Annotated in this window: 20 protein-coding genes and 1 pseudogene; 19 read left to right on the top strand and 2 right to left on the bottom strand. The window is 34.5% G+C overall.

The genetic code is table 11. The features are described 5' to 3' along the window. Positions 1 to 146: 146 nt before the first annotated feature. The 12 genes from SAGCYANO_RS05745 (at position 147) to SAGCYANO_RS05705 (ending at position 9,094) form a co-directional block, all read left to right on the top strand. Positions 147 to 1,064, top strand: coding sequence for a M23 family metallopeptidase (locus tag SAGCYANO_RS05745; RefSeq protein WP_202219197.1), 918 nt, complete (start codon positions 147 to 149; stop codon positions 1,062 to 1,064). A gap of 1,083 nt (positions 1,065 to 2,147) precedes the next feature. Next, positions 2,148 to 2,555: a helix-turn-helix domain-containing protein gene (locus tag SAGCYANO_RS49990; RefSeq protein ID WP_375339876.1), complete on the top strand. Its 408-nt coding sequence runs from the start codon at positions 2,148 to 2,150 to the stop codon at positions 2,553 to 2,555. Positions 2,556 to 2,595: 40 nt separating this feature from the next. Continuing rightward, on the top strand, positions 2,596 to 2,856 hold the full coding sequence (locus SAGCYANO_RS49985; protein ID WP_375339878.1) for a transposase: 261 nt from the start codon (positions 2,596 to 2,598) through the stop codon (positions 2,854 to 2,856). A gap of 200 nt (positions 2,857 to 3,056) precedes the next feature. Continuing rightward, a complete protein-coding gene (locus SAGCYANO_RS49980; RefSeq protein ID WP_375339875.1) occupies positions 3,057 to 3,434 on the top strand; it encodes an RNA-guided endonuclease TnpB family protein in 378 nt (125 codons plus the stop codon). A 251-nt stretch (positions 3,435 to 3,685) separates the two neighbouring features. After that, entirely contained in the window at positions 3,686 to 4,465 is a 780-nt protein-coding gene (locus SAGCYANO_RS05735; protein WP_202219196.1) for an MBL fold metallo-hydrolase, read from the top strand. Positions 4,466 to 5,606: 1,141 nt separating this feature from the next. Beyond that, positions 5,607 to 5,702 (top strand): helix-turn-helix domain-containing protein, encoded by a 96-nt coding sequence (locus SAGCYANO_RS49025; RefSeq protein ID WP_237396434.1) that lies wholly within the window; start codon positions 5,607 to 5,609, stop codon positions 5,700 to 5,702. Continuing rightward, entirely contained in the window at positions 5,689 to 5,880 is a 192-nt protein-coding gene (locus tag SAGCYANO_RS49020) for a hypothetical protein (protein ID WP_307785829.1), read from the top strand. The genes SAGCYANO_RS49025 and SAGCYANO_RS49020 overlap by 14 nt, the downstream gene beginning before the upstream one ends. Before the next feature lie 230 nt (positions 5,881 to 6,110). Next, entirely contained in the window at positions 6,111 to 6,287 is a 177-nt protein-coding gene (locus SAGCYANO_RS49015) for a transposase (RefSeq protein WP_202219227.1), read from the top strand. A 162-nt stretch (positions 6,288 to 6,449) separates the two neighbouring features. Continuing rightward, a complete protein-coding gene (locus SAGCYANO_RS49010; RefSeq protein ID WP_202219195.1) occupies positions 6,450 to 6,776 on the top strand; it encodes a zinc ribbon domain-containing protein in 327 nt (108 codons plus the stop codon). 666 nt (positions 6,777 to 7,442) lie between these two features. Further along, positions 7,443 to 7,943, top strand: coding sequence for a DUF3122 domain-containing protein (locus SAGCYANO_RS05715; protein WP_202219194.1), 501 nt, complete (start codon positions 7,443 to 7,445; stop codon positions 7,941 to 7,943). A gap of 362 nt (positions 7,944 to 8,305) precedes the next feature. Next, positions 8,306 to 8,656 (top strand): cytochrome c6 PetJ, encoded by a 351-nt coding sequence (petJ, locus tag SAGCYANO_RS05710; protein WP_375339877.1) that lies wholly within the window; start codon positions 8,306 to 8,308, stop codon positions 8,654 to 8,656. Between the two features lie 33 nt (positions 8,657 to 8,689). Next, entirely contained in the window at positions 8,690 to 9,094 is a 405-nt protein-coding gene (locus SAGCYANO_RS05705) for a hypothetical protein (RefSeq protein WP_202219192.1), read from the top strand. A gap of 228 nt (positions 9,095 to 9,322) precedes the next feature. On the opposite strand, the gene SAGCYANO_RS05700 is transcribed toward SAGCYANO_RS05705, so the two are convergent. Beyond that, on the bottom strand, positions 9,323 to 9,604 hold the full coding sequence (locus SAGCYANO_RS05700; RefSeq protein ID WP_202219191.1) for a hypothetical protein: 282 nt from the start codon (positions 9,602 to 9,604) through the stop codon (positions 9,323 to 9,325). A gap of 21 nt (positions 9,605 to 9,625) precedes the next feature. On the opposite strand from SAGCYANO_RS05700, the gene SAGCYANO_RS05695 reads away from it, so the two are divergent. The 6 genes and pseudogenes from SAGCYANO_RS05695 to SAGCYANO_RS49975 all read left to right on the top strand — a co-directional run bounded on the left by SAGCYANO_RS05695 (position 9,626) and on the right by SAGCYANO_RS49975 (position 16,024). Further along, entirely contained in the window at positions 9,626 to 10,291 is a 666-nt protein-coding gene (locus SAGCYANO_RS05695; RefSeq protein WP_237395842.1) for an ATP-binding cassette domain-containing protein, read from the top strand. A gap of 300 nt (positions 10,292 to 10,591) precedes the next feature. Beyond that, the gene (locus SAGCYANO_RS05690; RefSeq protein ID WP_237395841.1) at positions 10,592 to 10,918 is read left to right on the top strand and encodes a hypothetical protein; all 327 of its coding nucleotides are present in this window, start codon (positions 10,592 to 10,594) and stop codon (positions 10,916 to 10,918) included. 1,202 nt (positions 10,919 to 12,120) lie between these two features. Further along, a pseudogene (locus SAGCYANO_RS05685) lies at positions 12,121 to 13,103 on the top strand (CobW family GTP-binding protein). A 121-nt stretch (positions 13,104 to 13,224) separates the two neighbouring features. Beyond that, positions 13,225 to 13,863, top strand: coding sequence for a GTP cyclohydrolase I FolE (gene folE, locus SAGCYANO_RS05680; protein ID WP_202219189.1), 639 nt, complete (start codon positions 13,225 to 13,227; stop codon positions 13,861 to 13,863). A gap of 1,258 nt (positions 13,864 to 15,121) precedes the next feature. Continuing rightward, complete coding sequence (locus SAGCYANO_RS05675; protein ID WP_202219188.1) at positions 15,122 to 15,817, top strand: leucine-rich repeat domain-containing protein; 696 nt, start codon at positions 15,122 to 15,124, stop codon at positions 15,815 to 15,817. A 3-nt stretch (positions 15,818 to 15,820) separates the two neighbouring features. After that, positions 15,821 to 16,024, top strand: a complete 204-nt coding sequence (locus SAGCYANO_RS49975) for a leucine-rich repeat domain-containing protein (RefSeq protein WP_202219224.1) — start codon at positions 15,821 to 15,823, stop codon at positions 16,022 to 16,024. A gap of 694 nt (positions 16,025 to 16,718) precedes the next feature. On the opposite strand, the gene SAGCYANO_RS05665 is transcribed toward SAGCYANO_RS49975, so the two are convergent. Continuing rightward, positions 16,719 to 17,867: a glycosyltransferase family 4 protein gene (locus SAGCYANO_RS05665; protein ID WP_202219187.1), complete on the bottom strand. Its 1,149-nt coding sequence runs from the start codon at positions 17,865 to 17,867 to the stop codon at positions 16,719 to 16,721. 1,868 nt (positions 17,868 to 19,735) lie between these two features. Between SAGCYANO_RS05665 and SAGCYANO_RS05660 the strand changes: the two genes are divergently transcribed. Further along, on the top strand, positions 19,736 to 20,200 hold a 465-nt coding region (locus tag SAGCYANO_RS05660; RefSeq protein WP_202219186.1), incomplete at its 3' end, for an FAD/NAD(P)-binding protein.

Below are 20,200 nucleotides of genomic sequence, written 5' to 3'. Positions count from 1 at the left end.
TAACTATTTTTTTTAAATAGTATTGCTTATGACCGAAAAATAAGGTCAATAGCTTCCCCTTTTTAGGGTATAAAAAAAGGAGAATTCCCTATTTTTGTAGCCTCCCTATTGCAGGAAGTACTGATAACTGATAACTGATAACTGAAATGACTTCTCAATCCTATCTTTACCTTCTAACTACATTATTGTCATTAATAAATCCACTTTTATTAATGCAGGCAAATGCTCAATCTCGACCTATGAAAATTCCTACTCCTTCCATTTCAGAAGAAGCAAAAGAAGTTTGTCCCCCACCAGCTTTATCTCGTCTCCAACGTCATACCATTACCACTGGAGAAACCATTGAAACTATTGCTCAAAAATACAACCTCATTCCTCCAACCCTCTTAGCATTTAATCGAGTACTACAGAAAGGTCAGCCAACCGTGGGTACTGAGATAATTATTCCTCCCTATAATGGTATCGCCGTGAAAGTACCTACTGGCACAACTTGGAAAAATGTTGCGGAAAATTATAATATCCGTGCCGATGCATTATATGAAGTTAATGGTTGCCCACAAACATCAGAACAACAGACACCAGAAGTGGTGTTTTTACCAGGAGTAAATTGGTCTCCAGGGCGAAAAGCACCTCCACAAATTTCTTCATTAAAAGGTTATCCTTTACCTTTTGAAACTAGGGTGATTTTAGGTTATGGTTGGTTACTACATCCGATTAAAAATCAAGTAGTTTTTCATAGTGGTTTAGACTTAATTGCTAATAGTGGTACATCAGTTTTTTCTGTAGGAGAAGGGATAGTAGCATTTGCTGGTAAACAAGGTAATTATGGCAATTTAGTAGTGATTAATCATGCTGCGGGCAAACAAACTCGTTATGCACATTTAGATTCTATCAATGTTATAACTGGTCAAAAAATTGCACAGGCAGAACTTTTAGGTACAGTTGGTCAGACAGGAAAACCTGATTTTGAGGAAGCTCATCTTCATTTTGAAATTAGATATAATTCTCCTTTTGGTTGGGTTGCCGAAAATCCTAATTCTTATATTGAAGTAGTTTTTCAGTGACTGGAAATAATCGCTAATAAAATTTAATTACTTATGAATACATACAACTGAGATTTCAACTACATATATCTCTATTTTGCTTCTATGTGTTATCAATAAATTTCTCTTCAGTAAATATCAATTTTGGCTATTCAGATGACAATCAGATAAAACTATGCCATAATTAATCTGAGGAGTATTTTAATTTTTTTAGGAAATGCTGAGTAAACTTCCTCTAAAAAATGAATTGATAATTTATTCCTAAGCAATATCAAGCACACTAACTAGAATAAAAATCAGGAGTATAGATGATGATAGGTGTACCGCTTTACTTAATGATGTTATGTTTCCTAGCTACTATTATCTGGGAAAAAGTAAAATATAATTCTGAAGTAGATTCTCAAAGCTAAATTCAGAACTCAGGAAATTTTTGCTCCTCCACTGGTTCTGTACAAAATGATTCAAACTCCCTATATCTACTGATAAGATTTAGTTATTTATGGAATGTATAGCAGAAGTAAGAAAAAAGAAAGCTTTAGCTATCTAGGAGATAAGGAAAAAGGTTGAGTATTAATATTCTATTGTTTTGTTTGAGATATTCCATCAGTCAAGAGTAATCATGGTAGTTGCTATATATTCTTCCCCTATCTTTCAAGATTAGCCCTATAGCAGAAGGAACAAGGAAGAAGAAACAAGGAAAAGTCTTACGTTATCTGAGTTTTAAACTTTTGAACTGTCCGCGCCCTTTCCTTTGCTATATCTATAACTTTAAACTTTGATATGAGCAGGTTTTGTGCGAAGGTTATTGGAAATATAAATTAACTTTTTCTTGTTATATCTAGGTAGCATTGTATCAATAGTCCCGGTCTGAAGTTAATGAATATTAATACTAAGTCCCCATCAGTAAAAAAACTTTAAAAAAACATAAAATTCCACCTTACTAAGAAACTTTTAATATATTTTTTCAAAGTTAATCACAACTAGATTTAAAAAGTAAGAGATTTACCGAAAATTTGGGTCTAAAGCCTCGCCCTTCTAGGGCGACTTTTTAGTTGATTTTATTTCTATAAATATGTTATCATACTGTTAGTTCAAATAGGAATCATGAAAGCTAGATTTAAGTATCGCATATATCCAAAACCGGGACAAGAATACCGATTAGCCAAGCTATTTGGTTGTGTCCGTGTAGTTTGGAATGATAGCCTAGCTTGTTGTCAACAAAAGTATAAATCGGGAGAAAAGAAACCTACTAATTCTCAACTACAAAAACAGTTTATCACTAAAGCTAAGAAGGCTGAAGACAGAGAATGGTTATCAGAAGTTTCTACCCACCCCTCTGCTCCCCTCCCAGGAGGATGGGGGTGGGTGCAATCTTTAAATGATTTAAACCAGGCTTATCAAAACTTTTTTAAATCGACTAAAGGCCAGAGAAAAGGTAAACCTGTTAAACCTCCTAAATTCAAAAGTAGAAAGTCAAAACAAACTGCAAAATTTACACTCATGAGGTTTTAAAGTTGGTCAGCATAAAGTCTATTTAGCCAAAGTTGGAAAAATCAAGATAGTTTGGTCAAGGGAGTTACCTGCTACTCCATCATCAGTAACAGTAATTAAAGATTCAGCTAATAGATATTTCTTAAGTTTTGTAGTAGAAATACAACCAGAAGTCTTACCTCAGACTGATAATTCAGTAGGTATAGATTTAGGCATTTCTACCTTTGCTACATTTAGTGATGGTACAAAGGTTGATGCTCCTAAGCCACTTAAGAAACGAATTAAAAAATTAAGAAAGGTAAAGTTTGTCATTATCTCATAAAACTAAAGGCTCTAAAAGGTATGAAAAAGCACGGGTTAGAGTAGCTAAATTCCATGCAAAACTGAAAGATACACTCGTCAGATTTTCTACATAAATTATCTACTAAAATAATTCGTGAAAACCAAACAATTGTTTGAGAAGATTTGTTTGCGTTTGCGTAGCATCCCGTAGGGAAGCATTCCGAAGGAAACGTTTCTGGCATGGTTAAGAATCGCAAATTATCCAGAGCAATATCAGATTTAGGTTGGAGAACTTTCAGGACATTCCTAGAAGGAAAAGCAGAAAAATATGGTCGTGATTTTAGAGTCATTAGTCGTTGGGAGCCAACATCTCAAATCTGCTCATGCTGTGGGTTTAAAGGTGGAAAATTAGACCTTCAGGTGCGAGAGTGGGAGTGTCTAAACTGTGGTGCAAAACACGACCGTGATGAAAACGCAGCAATAAATATATTAGTCGCGGGCGGGCAGTCCGAGACATTAAACGGACGTGGAGGCAAGTGTAAGACTACTGCCAAAGTAGCAGCAGCCAATGTTAGCGGAGCTATGCGCCAGCAAAGCGTCAACCCACCGAAGAGCTAAGGCTCGGTAGGAATCCCCGTGCCTTTAGGCCGGGGAGGATGTCAAGAGCAAGATTCTCACACTGTTTAACCAACAAATTTAATTAAACTAGACACGCAGTAATACTATCAAACAGAATATTAAATTCTCCCTACTCAGCTATCTGCGATCGCCTCTGACCCTAAGCAACTGATGGCCGATGGACAATATCCCTTCAATTGTAATAAATTGTTACAATAATGATTGAAACATAATTTAATTGTATAGATATTATGCATCTGACTTGGTTAGATAGTAATTCCTGGTTAATTGAAATTGGAGGCAAACAACTCCTGCTGGACCCTTGGTTAGTTGGCCCTCTAGTTTTCGGCAATCTACCTTGGTTATTCAAAGGAGAGAGACGTACTCCCCGTGCCATACCAGAAAATATAGACCTAATTGTGTTGTCTCAAGGTTTAGAAGACCATGCTCACCCCCAGACCCTAAAACAGTTAGACAAAAATATTCCTGTGGTCGCTTCTCCCACTGCGGCAAAAGTAGCACAGGAGTTGGGTTATTCTCAAATAGTCACGCTTGCTCACGGTGAGACATATTCTTTTGACAATAGTATTGAAATTAGAGCAGTTCCTGGTTCACTTGTTGGTCCAACTTTAGTAGAAAACGGTTACATTTTTAAAGACCTAAAGACAGACAATACAATGTACTATGAACCACACGGCAACCATTCTGAAAAAATCAAAGAATTTGCTCCTATAGATGTGGTAATCACCCCGATTATAAATTTGAATTTACCGTTAGTCGGGCCGATAATTAAAGGAAATGAAAGTGCTTTACAAGTAGCTCAATGGTTAAAACCCCAAGTAATGTTACCTACAGCAGCAGGGGGCGATATAGATTTTCAAGGATTATTAATATCTTTACTCAAAGCAGAGGGAAGTGTAGAAGAAACACAACTTCAGTTAACCAAAAATAATCTGGCAACAAAAGTAATAGAGGCTCAACCTGGAGAACGTTTTGAAGTTCAATTAGAGCAAAGAGTATTAGCTAATTAGGGTTTGCGCTCAAAAGTCTTTTAGTAGGGGTAGGAGACAGGAGACAGGAGACAACCCACCCCTAACCCCTCCTGGGAGGGGAGAAATAGGAATGAGCGAGGAGGTAGGATTCATTAATTGATAATGGATAATGGATAATTGATAATTACCTCTGGTTAAAACCGCTACGGAATTGAATATCAGGAGATATTATTTCTTCTCTTGGTCGATTGGATATGGCGAGGAGACCCGCTCTTGAGGTGAGCCGCTCCGAATTGCGCCATCCCACCCTACGGGAAGCTCCGAAGATAGAGCTCCGTTCCGAGATGCGCGTTTCGCGACAGCGTTGCGTTGCGCCAGCTTTGCGAAGCAAAAGCAAACGACCGCTGTCTTGGTCCATTGGATATGGCGAGGGGACCTCGCCATCCCTCGACCGCTTTTTTCCCCTTAAAAGGGGAGGCTTCAAGGCGCGAATTATTTAATAATTAATAATTAATAATTAATAATAATTCGGTAATAATTGTCCCAATATTGTTCTACCATAGTCAGCCCAAAATACTAGCTTTTTGCAGCTCTAGGCACCGAAAAGCTGGCACTTTTTTGAACCCCAAAAAGGCTAATACCAAATTGATAAATGTTTGCTACAAATAGTTAGGGTATTTATTCTAATGCGCGAATGCGCGAATTTAGAATGCACTTGGGGATAGATTTAATACCATTTTTGATGTTGCTAATTACCTTTTTCGTCAAACATACTTTATCTGAAAGTATTTTTATGGTGCTTGTTATTCGTAACATTCTTTTTTCAAAATGGTATAATACCTTATATTTATCAATACGCGCGAGAATTAATCAGCAACCCCTAATTAAACTTAAGCATTCAGCTATTAGCAGGTAAGCAATCAGATGCATGAAAATATTCAAACAATAACTGAGGTTAGGTTATGGGCAATTTAATTAATGAACTTTAATTCTCCTTGATGGATAATTCCCTTCTAGTATGATAATCAGTTTATAACACATAGCTGCTAGCTGATGGCTGACTGCTGAATGCTTACCAGAAAATTGGGTTTAAAGCCTCGCCCATAAGCGGGCGACTTTATTAGTAGTTGATTTTATTTCAATAAATATGTTATCATATTGTTAGTTTAATAGTCAAATTATGAAAGCTAGATTTAAGTATCGTATCTATCCAACACCAGGACAAAAATACCGAGAGCGCAAAGCTATTTGGTTCGGTCCGTGTGGTTTGGAATGATAGTCTAGCTTGCTGCCAAGAAAAGTATAAATTAGGAGAAAATAAACCCACTAATTCAGAACTACAAAAACAGTTTATCACATCTGCTAAAAAGACTGAATACAGAGAATGGTTATCACAAGTTTCTGCTATACCATTGCAGCAATCATTGAATGATTTAAACCAGGCGTTGCTCTAACTTTTTTAAATCGACTAAAGGTCAGAGAAAAGGTAGACCCATTAAACCTCCTAAATTTAAAAGTAGAAAGTCAAAGCAAACTGCTAGGTTTACACTCGTGAGGATTTAAAGTTGGTCAACATAAAGTTTATTTAGCCAAGATTGGAAAGCTGAAAATAGTTTGGTCAAGAGAATTACCTGCTGCTCCATCATCAGTAACAGTAATCAAAGATTCCGCTCATAGATATTTCTTGAGTTTTGTAGTAGAAATACAACCAGAAGTATTACCTAAAACTGATAATTCAGTAGGTATAGATTTAGGTATTAAAACCTTTGCTACATTTAGTGACGGTACAAAGATTGATGCACCAAAACCACTCAAAAAACGAATTAAGAAGTTAAGAAAGGTAAAGTTTGTCATTATCTAATAAAACTAAAGGCTCTAAAAGGTATGAAAAAGCCAGGATTAGAGTAGCTAAATTCCATGGCAAACTGAAAGATACGCTTGACAGATTTTCTACATAAATTATCTACTAAAATAATTCGTGAAAACCAAACAGTTGTTTTAGAAGTATGACAATGTATCTGGAATGGTTAAAAACCGCAAATTATCCAGAGCCATATCAGATTTAGGCTGGAGAACATTCAGGACTTTTTTAGAAGGAAAAGCAGAAAAATATGGTCGCGATTTTAGAGTAATTAATCGTTGGGAGCCAACATCCCAAGTTTGCTCAAATTGTGGCTTTAAAGGTGGGAAGCTAGACCTGAAGGTGCGAGAATGGGAGTGTCTAAACTGTGGTGCAAAACACGACCGTGATGAAAACGCAGCGATAAATATATTAGTCGCTCCTTGGGCATGCCTCCTCCGGAGGAGCTACGCTAACGGAGACAAAAAACGGACGTGGAGGCAAGTGTAAGACTACCGCCTACGGTAGCAGCAGCCTGTGAGACGTCAACCCACCGAGGAGTTACGGCTCGGTAGGAATCCCCGTGCCTTTAGGCCGGGGAGGATGTCAAATTAGCAGCTAGCACTTCAGCAATAAGACTTTGCTTTTCAGGACAGGGTTTAAATTAAAATAGAATTTAACGACTTTTGTAGTAATATTTAATCCTGGCTGAATTAATACAGCTTTGAAAATTCACCAAAAGTAATAGCTTATAGCTGATAAATCATGACTGAATGCTTACCATTAAACTACATTTAATTCACAGCTTTCAATGATAATTGGTAAGTTACTATGCAAAATTAATTACACATACTATTGACTCCCTGTTCCCTTTTCCCTCTCTCAACTAGGAAATTTATTTTGCACGACTACTTATATTTTGGAATCTGTTAACTATTAATTTTCTGAAGCTAATTTTTTAATATTTCAGGTTAATAATATGATTAATCTCATATTGCATGACTGGCTTTTCCTATGATATAGCAATCAGGAATCAGATGTGATAATTGAGGTGTTATTTTAAAATATAGAATATAGCAGTTATCTGATTCTTATGTATTCGTTTCTTCCCTATTCCCTATTCCCTATTCCCTATTACCTATTCCCTATTCCCTATTCAAGTAGCGCTATAAAAGTATGATTAATTTTCGTTTGATTTTTACAGTAATATTATCCTTGTTTTTAATTATTAGTAATTCTCAACCAGTTTTAGCTTCTATTCATACTTATCCCGAATCTTCTACACAAATCATGTATCGTTCTCGGCAAAGTTTGCGAGACCTTTCAGATAGAGCATGGCAGATTATATTATATAAAAGGATAAAATCTGGTAAACTCATAACTTTAAACTTACGATTGGTAGGATTTCCTGGAATTATTGAATTAGCTCATCCCCAAAAATTACAAATTACTACTGGCAGTGGTAATATCTGGAATGCAGAGGATATTTTAGTTGATTATTCTTTTCCTGCTAATGTTGGAGAATATGACTTTTTGGAAGTAATGAGAAAATTAAATTATGATACTCCACTGCGAATAAATATACCTTTGCAAGGTGAAAATTTAGCAGAATTAGTCGTACCAATTTTTGCTGTTAAAGAATGGCGAAAATTGTTCGATGAAGTTAATTTTTGGTAATTTTTACCGAATAATTAAGGTTTAAAGCCTATCCTTTAAAGGGGAAAAAAGCGGTCGAGGGATGGCGCAATTCGGAGCGGCTCACCTCAAGAGCGGGTCTCCTCGCCATATCCAATCGACCAAGAGAAGAAAAAAATTCCCTACCGCGTCAATCTTCTTCTTTTCAAGGAGAGGTAATTATTAATTATTAATTATTAATTATTAATTGTTGAATGTATTCTAGCTAAGAAAAAATTGGCTCTTGACAATTACTGATGATGAATCTTAGACTAGGAAATGTTTTTCCAACTGTTCCCTGTTCCCTGTTCCCTGTTCCCTGTTCCCTGTTCCCTGTTCCCTGTTCCCTGCTATAGTTGAAATTAATTAAGGAGAAAAAAAGTGAAAAAATAATTATAGTTTGCTTATTAATATTTACATTGATAAACTTTATAGAAATGCCCACTGCATTAGCAGCAGGAACAGCAAAAGGAGCAGAAATTTTTCAGATTAATTGTGCTGGTTGTCATGCTAGAGGAGGCAATATTGTTAGATGGTGGAAAAACTTAAAAATAGGAACTTTGAAAAGAAATAAACTTGATTCTGTTGAGGCGATCGCTTACTTAGTTAAGAATGGAAAAAATAATATGTCAGCTTATCAAGACCGTTTAACTCCAGCAGAAATTGAAACTGTATCAGCTTATGTATTGAAGCAAGCAGAAAATGGTTGGCGTTAATATTTAATTTAGACCGACTTTAGGATGCAAGTAATGGAAGTAGAGTTAGAAAAGCTAAATCGACAACCTGAAGAATTCCAGCAAGAAATAAGAAAGCTAATTCAAGATAATCAGCTTGATTTAGCTACTAAAAGAGTAATGGATTTTGCTGATGATTTTGCAGTTTATAAAAAACGTAAATATGAAGCAATTGAATTTCAGCGTCGCTATACTGAACTGAGAGAGGATAAACGAAAGTCTAGTTCTTCAGAAGAAACTATCAGGGAAAAATTTTCAGGTTTAACTTTTTCTGCTTTAGAGTTTGTTGATTTAATAGTTGAAGAATATAGAAAAATTTACTTACCAATACCAACAGTTGTTCCTCCACAAGAAGATAAAAATAAGCTGTCTTTCAAATCTAATCAAAAAGATAATATAGCAATCAGGAATGAGTTGTGAGAATTGAGATATTCCTTAAAAGTATAGAATATAGCAATTATTATATTCATATGATATGTTTTTTTCTTCTTCTCTGTTCCCTGTTCCCAGATCCGGTGTTCCCTAAAAGTTTTCAAGATCTTACAACTCAAATCATATTGCTATACTATCAATGTTAATGAAAAACTTCCAGAGAGAGAAAATACCGAAAACAAGATACCAAAAACTCCATTAGAAAAAATAAAGGAATCACGGAAAAAGCAAAAAATCAGATATTAAAAGCTCTAATATAGTAGCTAATGTCAGAGATATTACCAAAAAATATTCAGGTAAATTAACAGACTTCCAGTTATCCGTATCGGAATTAGAATTAAAATTCGGAGAAATTACCTCTGTTGTTGGTGAAAATGGTAATGGAAAAACGACTTGATTAAGAATAATTGCTGGTGAGTTACAGCAAACCAGCGGTATTATTAAATATCCAGCTTTGACAAAATCAAAGATAAATCTTGGTACAAAATAAAACAACAAATAGGATATGTTCCTCAAGAGTTGCCACAATGGACAGGAAAGCTAGTTGATAATCTGCATTTTGCAGCAGCTATTCATGGTATTAGAGGAGAAAAAAATGAAGATGAAGTTGATTTTATTCTCTGGCGACTTGGTTTAGATAAGTATAGAAATGCAACTTGGAATGAGATTTCTGGTGGTTTTAAAATGCGATTTGCATTAGCTAAAGTCTTGGTCTGTAATCCTCGATTTTTAATATTAGATGAACCTTTAGCAAATCTTGATGTTAATACTCAGTTACTATTCTTACAGGATTTAAGATATTTAGCTGATTCTCTTGCTCATCCTAAGACTATTCTTTTGAGTTCACAACATTTATATGAAGTTGAAAGTATTACTGACAATATTATTTTTATCAAAGAGGGTGCTGTAATTTACAATGGCAATTTAGAAGATTTTGGTAAAGATAAGGAAGAAAATGCTTTTGAATTAGGTTGTAACTTATCAAAAAATGAATTAATGGATTTACTTGAAGAAATATCATACACTCAGATTGAAATGGTTGGTCACAATCAATATATTATCAACGCCTCAAAAAATATTGGTAGTAACGAAATGATTAAAGTTTTTATTGATAATGATATTACCTTGAAATACTTTAGAGACATAAGTAAATCTACTCGGCGTTTATTTAAGAAAGAAAAATGAAAATCCACGGCTAATAATAGGTAAGCATTCAGCGGTCAGCTATCAGCTTTATAGAATTTAAAAGTATCAGTAATAGAATTGCCCATTACTTAACCTTAGCAGTAAGTGCGAGCTGCATCTATATTTCCCTCCATAGAGTTGAAAATATAGTAGAAATTAAACGAGTACTTGATTCATTCATTTTTATTGCTGTTTGCGCAGCATTCCGCAGGAATAGCTGACTGCTAATAGCTGTTTGCGCAGCATTCCGCAGGAAATGCTTACAACAATAGACTTTTAAATCCAGGATTTATCAAGAAATTGGATCAATATTTGTTGCTTAATTATCCTAGACTATGGATTTCAAAAATACCCTATGTTTTTGATTATGGAGTTTGGGCAAATATAATCTTAAATTTTCTAGTTTTCATATTTTTTAGCGAATCTAGTAAATCTCATCTAATAGATGAATTTATTAGTTTTATCATTTTCATAGTGATGTTAATTGAAGTAGGAGCATTTTTACTGGTTTTTAAAGAAGTTAATAAAAAAGCAACTCCTGAACAAGCTGAAGCAGTGGAGACTATGGCAGAAGATGCAGAAATCCTTGTTAAAGAATCAAGAAAAACTCAACCAAGACTTCATTAATGGGTAATTACCTTTCCCTAAAAGGAAGAGGATTGACCAATAAGGAAAAAAATTTATTTTTTCCCTTGAAAGGGGAGGTTTTTAAGCTAAATTGTTTAATTATTTAATTATTTAATTATTAATTATTCGGTAAATGGTATGAAATGAGTCCTGAAATACTTAAAGATGCTGCAAAAAATATGGGATAAATTGCTATACCAGTGCTTAAATTAGTAGATAAGATAACTTCACTTTGACTACCTTAGAAGCAGCTAAAACTGTAGGTTGGGTTTCACTTTTTTCTACCCAACCTATGTCTAAGAAACTGAATAGATAGAGAAAATATTTTCCACTCCCCAAAAATCAAAACAACCTGAGAAAAAGCCGTAATTCCATTTTCATCCGAAGGAAGTTTTAAGGGTTTTCAAAAGGTATTAGAAACTTACGCAAAAAGCAAATACATCTGTGTTGGTAGGGTTTGCTAAAAAAGTCTTTTAGAAAGGAATCTTGATTGAATAAAAAGTCATGTGTATAGGCAAGTAAACCCAGTTAAACTTTACGATATCACAAAAATTGTAGGGATGCAATCGAAAATCCTTTGGCACGAGTTTTTTCATTTACTAAAGCTCCCAGAGCAGGAGGGTGAAAATTTTTCCTTGTATTTCCGAAAGAGCAATAGTCGTTTCATTTGCTGAAGCTTCAGGAGATAGAGGATGAAATTTTTTTCCTTCTATTTCCAAAACAGTAATAGTCGTTTCATTTGCTGAAGCTTCAGGAGATAGAGGATGAAATTTTTTTCCTTGTATTTCCGAAAGAGCAATAGTCGTTTCATTTGCTGAAGCTTCAGGAGATAGAGGATGAAATTTTTTCCTTCTATTTCCAAAACAGTAATAGTTATTTCCTTTGCTGAAACTCCCGGAGATGGAGGGTGAAAATTTTCCTTCCCCAAATATTGACTAAATATAAAATTTTTATTATGATAATTATTATCATAACTATTTAAACAGTCAAATGCCTATAAATTAAGGAAATCAGCCTAAAGAATCTCTTGAGTCAACAAACAATAACAACTTCCCAGCTAGTTAGTAACTCATCTAACATAACGAAAATCGACTCATTATGACTGGTTTTCTTGTTAATGACAAAACGACCTTACTGTATAGTATTCTTCAAAATAAACAAGATATTAACAGTAGCTGTCTTCGTCAATAAATTTAGTAATAATGAATAATTCACTACAATTAGATATTCCTAAAAGAGGGATGCCAGTTACTATTATTACTGGATTTCTAGGCAGTGGTAAAACAACCCTAATAAATCAAATTTTGTGTAATAAGCAAAACTTAAAAGTAGCAGTATTAGTTAATGAATTTGGGGACATTAATATAGATAGTCAGTTATTAGTAGATATTAATGAAAACATGGTAGAACTTAGCAATGGTTGTATTTGTTGTACTATCAATGAAGGATTAGTAGATGCAGTCTACCAAATTTTAGAACGGGATGAAAAATTGATTATTTAATTATAGAAACCACTGGTTTAGCAGACCCCTTGCCAATTATGTTAACTTTTTTGGGTACAGAGTTAAAAGATCTAACTTACTTAGATTCTGTACTAACTTTAGTGGATTGTGAAAATTTTACACCAGACCATTTTGATAGCGAAGCAGCTTTAAAACAGATTGCTTATGGGGATATTATTTTACTCAATAAAACAGATTTAGTCTCCCAAGATAAAGTAGATTATTTAGAGTCTTATATTAAAACTATAAATAATGCAGCTAGGATTTTGAGGAGTCAGTACAGCAAGATACCATTCTACTTAATTCTAGATGTAAATCTATCCAAGCTTCAACCTTATTTGATAGAAGACAAGAATCATCAGTATGAACTACAAAAAAAACCTAAAAATCATCTCATAAATGATGGCTTTACATCTATTTCGTTCCGAAGTAAAAGACCTTTTTCAATGCTAAAATTTCAACATAATTTTCTAGATGAATTGCCAGAGAATATATTTAGAGCAAAAGGAATTCTTTGGTTCCAAGAAAGTGAATCAAAACATATATTTCAATTGAGCGGTAAGCGCTACGATATGCAAGTAGAGGAATGGTCAACTACTCCGACAAATCAGTTAGTATTAATTGGCCGAGACTTGAATCCATTAATAATTCAACAAGGCTTAACAAACTGTCTAACTATGTGATAAATTAAGAACGGTGATTATCAGAGAAATACAGATAATAATCCTCATAACTAATCTTATTTATGTTGGAAAATCTCTGCCAAACTCTCCGACAAAATATTAACCTTCAAACCTTTGAACTATGACTTTATCAAAAGTTCCAGAATTTGTTTCTACCAATGATTTGAAAACAAAATCTCAGCCTCCTGTTACAGAAGCTGAAATGATTCAAGCGGTAAGAACTTTATTAATAGGATTAGGAGAAAATCCGGATCGGGAAGGATTATTAGATACTCCTAAACGGGTAGTAAAAGCCCTAAAATTTCTCACTTCAGGTTATCATCAATCTCTAGATGAATTGCTGAATGGAGCTGTTTTTAGTGAAGATATCTCAGAAATGGTTTTAGTTCGAGATATCGATCTTTTTAGCTCTTGCGAGCATCATATTCTACCTATTATTGGTCGCGCTCATGTAGCATATATTCCCAATGGAAAAGTAATTGGACTATCAAAAATTGCTCGAATTTGTGAAATGTATGCCCGACGTTTACAGGTACAAGAACGTCTAACAGCACAAATAGCTGATGCACTTCAAGGATTACTTAAACCTTCAGGTGTTGCTGTAGTTGTTGAAGCAACTCATATGTGCATGGTCATGCGTGGAGTACAAAAACCAGGTTCTTGGACAACTACTAGCGCTATGCGTGGTGTTTTTGCTGATGATGTGAAAACTCGTCAGGAGTTTATGAGTTTAATTAGGCATAGTAATTCTTTTCATTAGTTCGTTAATTTTTTAAGTTAAGCGACAATAACTAAAAGTTGATTGGTCTTAAAATTTCTGATTATGCTAAGACAAAAAGCATTAATACTAAAATCAGAAAGGAAGAGATTTTTTGCTCCATACTTAGAATTGCTCCTATTAACTTACTAAGTAGGTGAGCATCAATAAATGTAACAGGACTTACGCACCCAAATAAGAAATCGGGTTTATTGCCCTAATTATGGTTTTTTAAACCACGAAATTTAGTTGGTAAACCTGGTTTTTGCGTAAGTCCTGTTTATTAATATTTATGTTTTTCCATGTTACGAAAATACCTAATTCATTAGGTGCACAAATGACAGAAGGTGCGGAACTTTTTTAGATTCATTATGTAGGTTGTCATGCTAATGGAGTTCAAGAATGCGCGAATTTAGAATGCGCGAATTTAGAATTACCTCTCCTTGAAAAGAAGAGGATTGATTCAAAGGACAATTTTTATTTATTATCCCCTTAAAAGGCTATGCTTTATAAACATCTTTCTTAACATAAAACTTGACACCATCTACAAGTTATATACTAGCCTTTCAAAGATTTTTGCCAGAGAAAAAGTGTATTAAAAATAGATTTTTCTTGATAACTTAAGTAGTTTTTCCTATTTACTATGATTCTTTCTCCCTTCTCCCCTGCTCCCTCACAGGAGTGCGCTACCAGATGCGTCTGACGCCGACGCGGGGTCGCACCGCTACTCCCCTTCCCCTCCACGGTCGGGGTTAGGGGTGGGTAACACAAGGTTTTCAGGAGTTCCTTATAAGGGATAGCTTAAAAGGGGAGGCTTTAAATCACAATTTTTCGGTAATATTGTTAGATGGGGAAAAAATTTCAAAATAGAAACTTTGGAAAGAAATAAACTAGATTTTGTGAAGGCGATCGCTTACTTGAGTTAAGAATGGGAAAAATAATATGTAAGCTTACAAAGACTGTTTAATAGAAACAGAGATAGAAACTGTATCTGGTTATGTGTTGAAGCGGGCCAAAAATGGTTGGCATTCTGAAGGGGCGATCAGTAAAGTAAAAGTTTTTGGGATAATCTTTTTAACAATTGATAATGAATAATTGATAATGAAAGAGTTTTTTAATCTCTAGTTTATATCCCCCTTCCCCCCTTTGAAAGAGAGTTAGCCTTCAAAGTCCCCCTTTCTAAGGGGGATTTAGGGGGATTGTCAATGTACTTCATAACTTTGGGAAATGCTATAATACCCTCATTATTCATTATCAACTTATGAATTCTCCTAACACAAATAATCAGAATCAGGTCCCGCGATGTTTTCGAGAAAGAATACAGATCGCTAAAGACAACAAACTTAAGGAGTTAGACTTAAGCAGTGATTTTTTTAGCAGAGAAAAATTAACTGAAATTCCTGCTGAGGTTTGGGAATTAGAGCAGTTAGAAATATTAAATTTAAATGTTAATCAATTAACAACCATTCCAGAGTCTATCTCTCAACTCACTAATTTAATTCGGCTTGATTTAGCTCTTAATCGATTAACAACTATTCCAGAATCTATCTCTCAACTCACCAATTTGACTGAACTTGATTCAGCTCTTAATCAATTAATAACTATTCCAGAATCTATCTCTCAACTCACCAATTTGACTGAGCTTGATTTAAGTAGTAATCAATTAATAAATATCCCGGAATCTATTTCTCAACTCACCAATTTAACTGCACTTCGTCTAGGCCATAGTTATTTAATAACCATCCCGAAATTTATCTCTCAACTTACCAATTTAACTGTGCTTGATTTAGTTGATAATCAATTAGCAACTATCCCGGAATTTATCTCTAAGCTCACCTATTTAACTGTGCTTGATTTAAGTGATAATCAATTAACAACCATCCCGGAATCTATCTCTCAAATTACCAACTTAACTCAGCTTTATTTAGGTTTTAATCAATTAACAACTATCCCATAATTCATCTCTAAACTCACCAATTTAATTGTACTTCGTTTAGGTAATAATCAATTAACAACCATCCCGGAATCTATCTCTCAACTTATCAATTTAACTCATATTGATTTAAGTGATAATCAACTAACAACCATCCCGGAATCTATCTCTCAACTTATCAATTTAACTCATATTGATTTAATGAAAAATCAATTAAAAAATACACTATAATCTATCTCTCAACTCACCAATTTGATTCAGCTTTATTTAGGTTTTAATCAATTAAAAAATATTCCATAATCTATCTCTCAACTCACCAACTTTACTGAGCTTTATTTAAGTGGAAATCAATTGACAAGCATCCCAAAATCCATCACTAAACTTACCAATTTAACTGCGCTTTTTTAAGTGATAATAAATTTAAAAATATCCCGGAATCTATCACTAAACTCACCAATTTAACCAAAGTTGATTTAAGTCGTAATCCCCTGGAAACTCCACCAATAGAAGTTGCTGAAAAAGGAATAGAATCAATTAGAGAGTATTTCCAACAAATAAAATGAGAAGGAAAAGATTATATCTATGAAGCAAAATTACTAATTAATGGATAGTGAAATTTTTCTCTTCTATTGCGTATAGTTTTTAGGCTCCTTAAAACGGCTTTCCTGAAACCTTTGTATTTCAAGAAAAGATACCAAATGGGTTTTATAGATTCATATACTTTCCTTCTTTACTTCTTCCTTCTCTCCTAGATAACTACAGCTTCTCTCCTATGAACCTATCCCACTATTTTTAACAAACTTATTTCTTTAAGTAAAATGTGTTTAAAAAGCTTAATTTTTGGTTTTTAACTCTCAAAATATTTAAGGTTTTTAGCAAAAATATTATTAGTGGGATAGGTTCTATATAACTAAAGTATTCTTCCTTAAATCAAACTACTTAACTTTAGATTTCTTTCTCGTAAAACCTCAGCATAAAGCATTTCCAATTGAGCAATATTTCGACTCAAAGTATAACGTTCTAAAACTCTCCGACGCGCTTTTTGACCCAAAATAGTAGTTAACTCAGGATGCTCCTTAAACAAAGGCAATAAAGTTTGCAACTGAGTAGTAACATTATGAGTATTCAAAATTATACCCGCACCATTTTCCAACACCTCACCATCAGCACCCGCATCCGTCGCCACACAAGCCAAACCACAAGACATTGCTTCCAACAAAGCCAAAGACAAACCCTCAACCAAAGAAGGTAAAACAAACACATCCGCACCACGCAAAATTTCTATCCGTCGTTGTTCATCACTCACATATCCAAACCAACTAACTCCCTTCACATCGCTATAGAAAATTTGCAAAGAAGCAGCTAATGGTCCATCACCAACAATAATCAAATGGCTACCATCTCCCATATCAGAATGTTTCCAAGCCTTAAGTAGAGACTCAACATTCTTAGCCGTAGAAATACGACCTAAATATAGAAATATACGTTGAGCATTTAACCCAGCCTTGAGACTAGACATACCAGGACAATATTTATCTACATCAACCCCATTGGGAATTACTGCCACTTTATGGCCAGGAACTCCTAATTTCACCAAGAAATCTCGCTGTATTTCAGAAAAAATAATAACTCGGTCATAATGTGCCAAAAAAGGAGCATATAACTGATAAGCCAAAAATTGAGTCCCAGATTTAATATTGCGCGGTTTACTATCAAACTGGGCATGAAAAGTAGCTACTAAAGGGATATTTAGTTCTTCGCAAATTTCAGGCAGTAAAAAATCAAGAGGAGAAAGAGTTAAAGAAGCATGAACAATATCAGGCTTTAGTTTCTGTAAAGCCTCGCTCAAAATTTTGCTAGATTTAAGACTAGGTATGGTGTAACCCTGAGACTTATAGATACAAGGTAGAGACACTTCATGAAATCTTGGCCATTTATCAGGTTCATTATCTTCAGTAGCAAAATGAAGAAAGCTAACCTGATAGCCCCGGTCTAATAGAGCATTGGTTATTTCTCTAGAGTAGGTAACGTTGCCACAAAAAGGATATTTTTTTCCAAGCCAAGCAATATGCATTCAGATGAATAGGCAGATATTATTTTGAGTGATTTTATCATTGATAGACAAAAACGCGTCAGTCTGTTGTTTGCTAAAGCTGAAAAACATGGACTATCCAAGACTTATATCTACAAAATGTCTATGTTTTTATGCCATTAACTAGCTATCAGCTATCAGCTTTTCAGCTATCAGCTTTTTGAGTGCAGGGTTTATACCCCAGCGCCGGATAGTTGAGTCGGGGGTTGAAATCCCCGGGGCGTCAAAAAAAAGTCAACCATGCTGACTGTTGACTGCTGAGAGCTGACTGCTGACTACTATTTAATCTATCTTAATTATTACCGAATAATTAACTAATTAATAATTAAATAATTCGCGCCTTGAAGCCTCCCTTGATCGGGGAAAAAAGCGGTCGTTGCGGAGCTTCCCGTAGGGTGGGATGGCGAGGTCTCGGAGCCATATCCAATCGACTCCTGTGAAGAAATAATATTTCCTTATATTCAATTCCGTAGCGGTTAAAACCCGAGGTAATTATCAATTATCCATTATCAATTATCCATGAATGAAATCTGTCTACTAAGACCAGAGGATTTTAGTAACAATTATGGAGTGTTTGGCACTCGACTTTTCATCAAGATACGAAAACCCGCCTAGGGAATCCTAAGCTCAATGTGTTTGAGCGGAACATCAGCTTATTGCCATATTTAATGTATTTGATAATCTCACTTCTTGTTGATGGTTGACAATTGTTTCCTGGTAGTTTGAAAAAGCATCTAAATTTCTTATGAAAAAATAGGAATCAGTATCACAAGTACTGCAACAGATATAGTTACTACATCAACTTTTCTTCCCAATTACTCATTTCTAATTCAACATCAAATTAAAGTCATTTAAACATTTTAATGTTTGCTTTTTTATCTCTGTATTTTATTTAACCTCATTCTTTAATTTCAGCGATCGCTACTTGTGAAAAGTTTTAATTATCAATCTAAACTTCTAATTTTAAAATTTTCAACTTTGTCAGAGATTGATGACAAAAAAAGGATCGATCGCCTGAAATAGCCAACAGAATTTCAATAGTTTCAGCTCTTCCATGATAATATAAACGAAGAATAATCCAAGGGGTTTTATTACCTAAAGAGATTTTAAAGCCTCAAACACTGATTATTTCGTTACTTATACAGGCGATCGCTTCATATTGATTCAACCATGATGAACTAATTTTTCTAAGTTACTCATATACTGATTTGACGTATTTGCAACTATATGATATATAGACAGATATAGTTACTACATCAACTTTTTTTCCCAATTACTCATTTCTCATTCAACATCAAATTAAAGTCATTTAAACATTTTAATTTTTGCTCTTTAATTTCTGTATTTTATTTAATCCTCATTCTTTAATTTCAGCGATCGCTACTTGTGAAAAGTTTTAATTATCAATCTAAACTTCTAATTTTAAAATTTTCAACTTTGTCATCAATCTCTGACAAAAAACGGATAAATTACCTGAAATAGCCAACAGAATTTCAATAGTTTCAGCTTTTCCGTGATAATATAGAACAAAGTATAATCTGAAGTATTTTATTACATAAAGAGATTTTAAAGCCTCAAATACTTATTATTTCGTTGTTTAGACAGGCGAAATCTTATTTTTATTCAACCATGATGAACTAATTTTTCTAAGTTGCCCATATACTGATTTGACGTATTTGCAACTATATGATATGAGTAAAAGCCTATTCAGACGATATGCAAATAATCTAAGCTTGTTTGCTTGTTGCGCAGCATAACCTAGGAAAAATCTTGTTTGTGAGCCGTTACAGCATAATTTATAATTAAAGTAATAATGATTATCATTCTTATAATTATTGTTCTTTAATTCCATGTCCTTACCAATACAAACCAACATTGCCATCGTAGGTGCGGGGCCTCACGCCCTAACATTGGTAACTCATCTGTTGCAAAAACGGAAAAAGTATCGCCATAAAATAATAGTATTTGACCCCAGTGCCACTTGGATGAGTCAGTGGCGACAACAGTTTGCAGCCCAAGAAATACCCCACTTGCGATCGCCCGCCGTTCACCACCCAGACCCAGACCCCTATTCCCTGCGTCGGTTTGCGGAAAATCGCCCAAACGAACTATTCCCTCCCTACGACCTACCTGGAACAAAACTATTTCAAGAATTTTCCCAAGACGTAGTTAGTCGCTGGCAATTAGAAGACAAAGTATATAAAGCATCAGTGACAAACATTGCTCCCATCACCCACCGAGGGAACCCTCAGTTTCGAGTCGAACTAGATAATGGCAACTCAACCATAGCTCGTCAAGTAATCATAGCCAATGGT

The organism is Okeania sp. KiyG1 (assembly GCF_014132355.1).
Classification (GTDB): domain Bacteria; phylum Cyanobacteriota; class Cyanobacteriia; order Cyanobacteriales; family Microcoleaceae; genus Okeania.
This window is presented reverse-complemented; position numbering and strand designations above follow the sequence as displayed.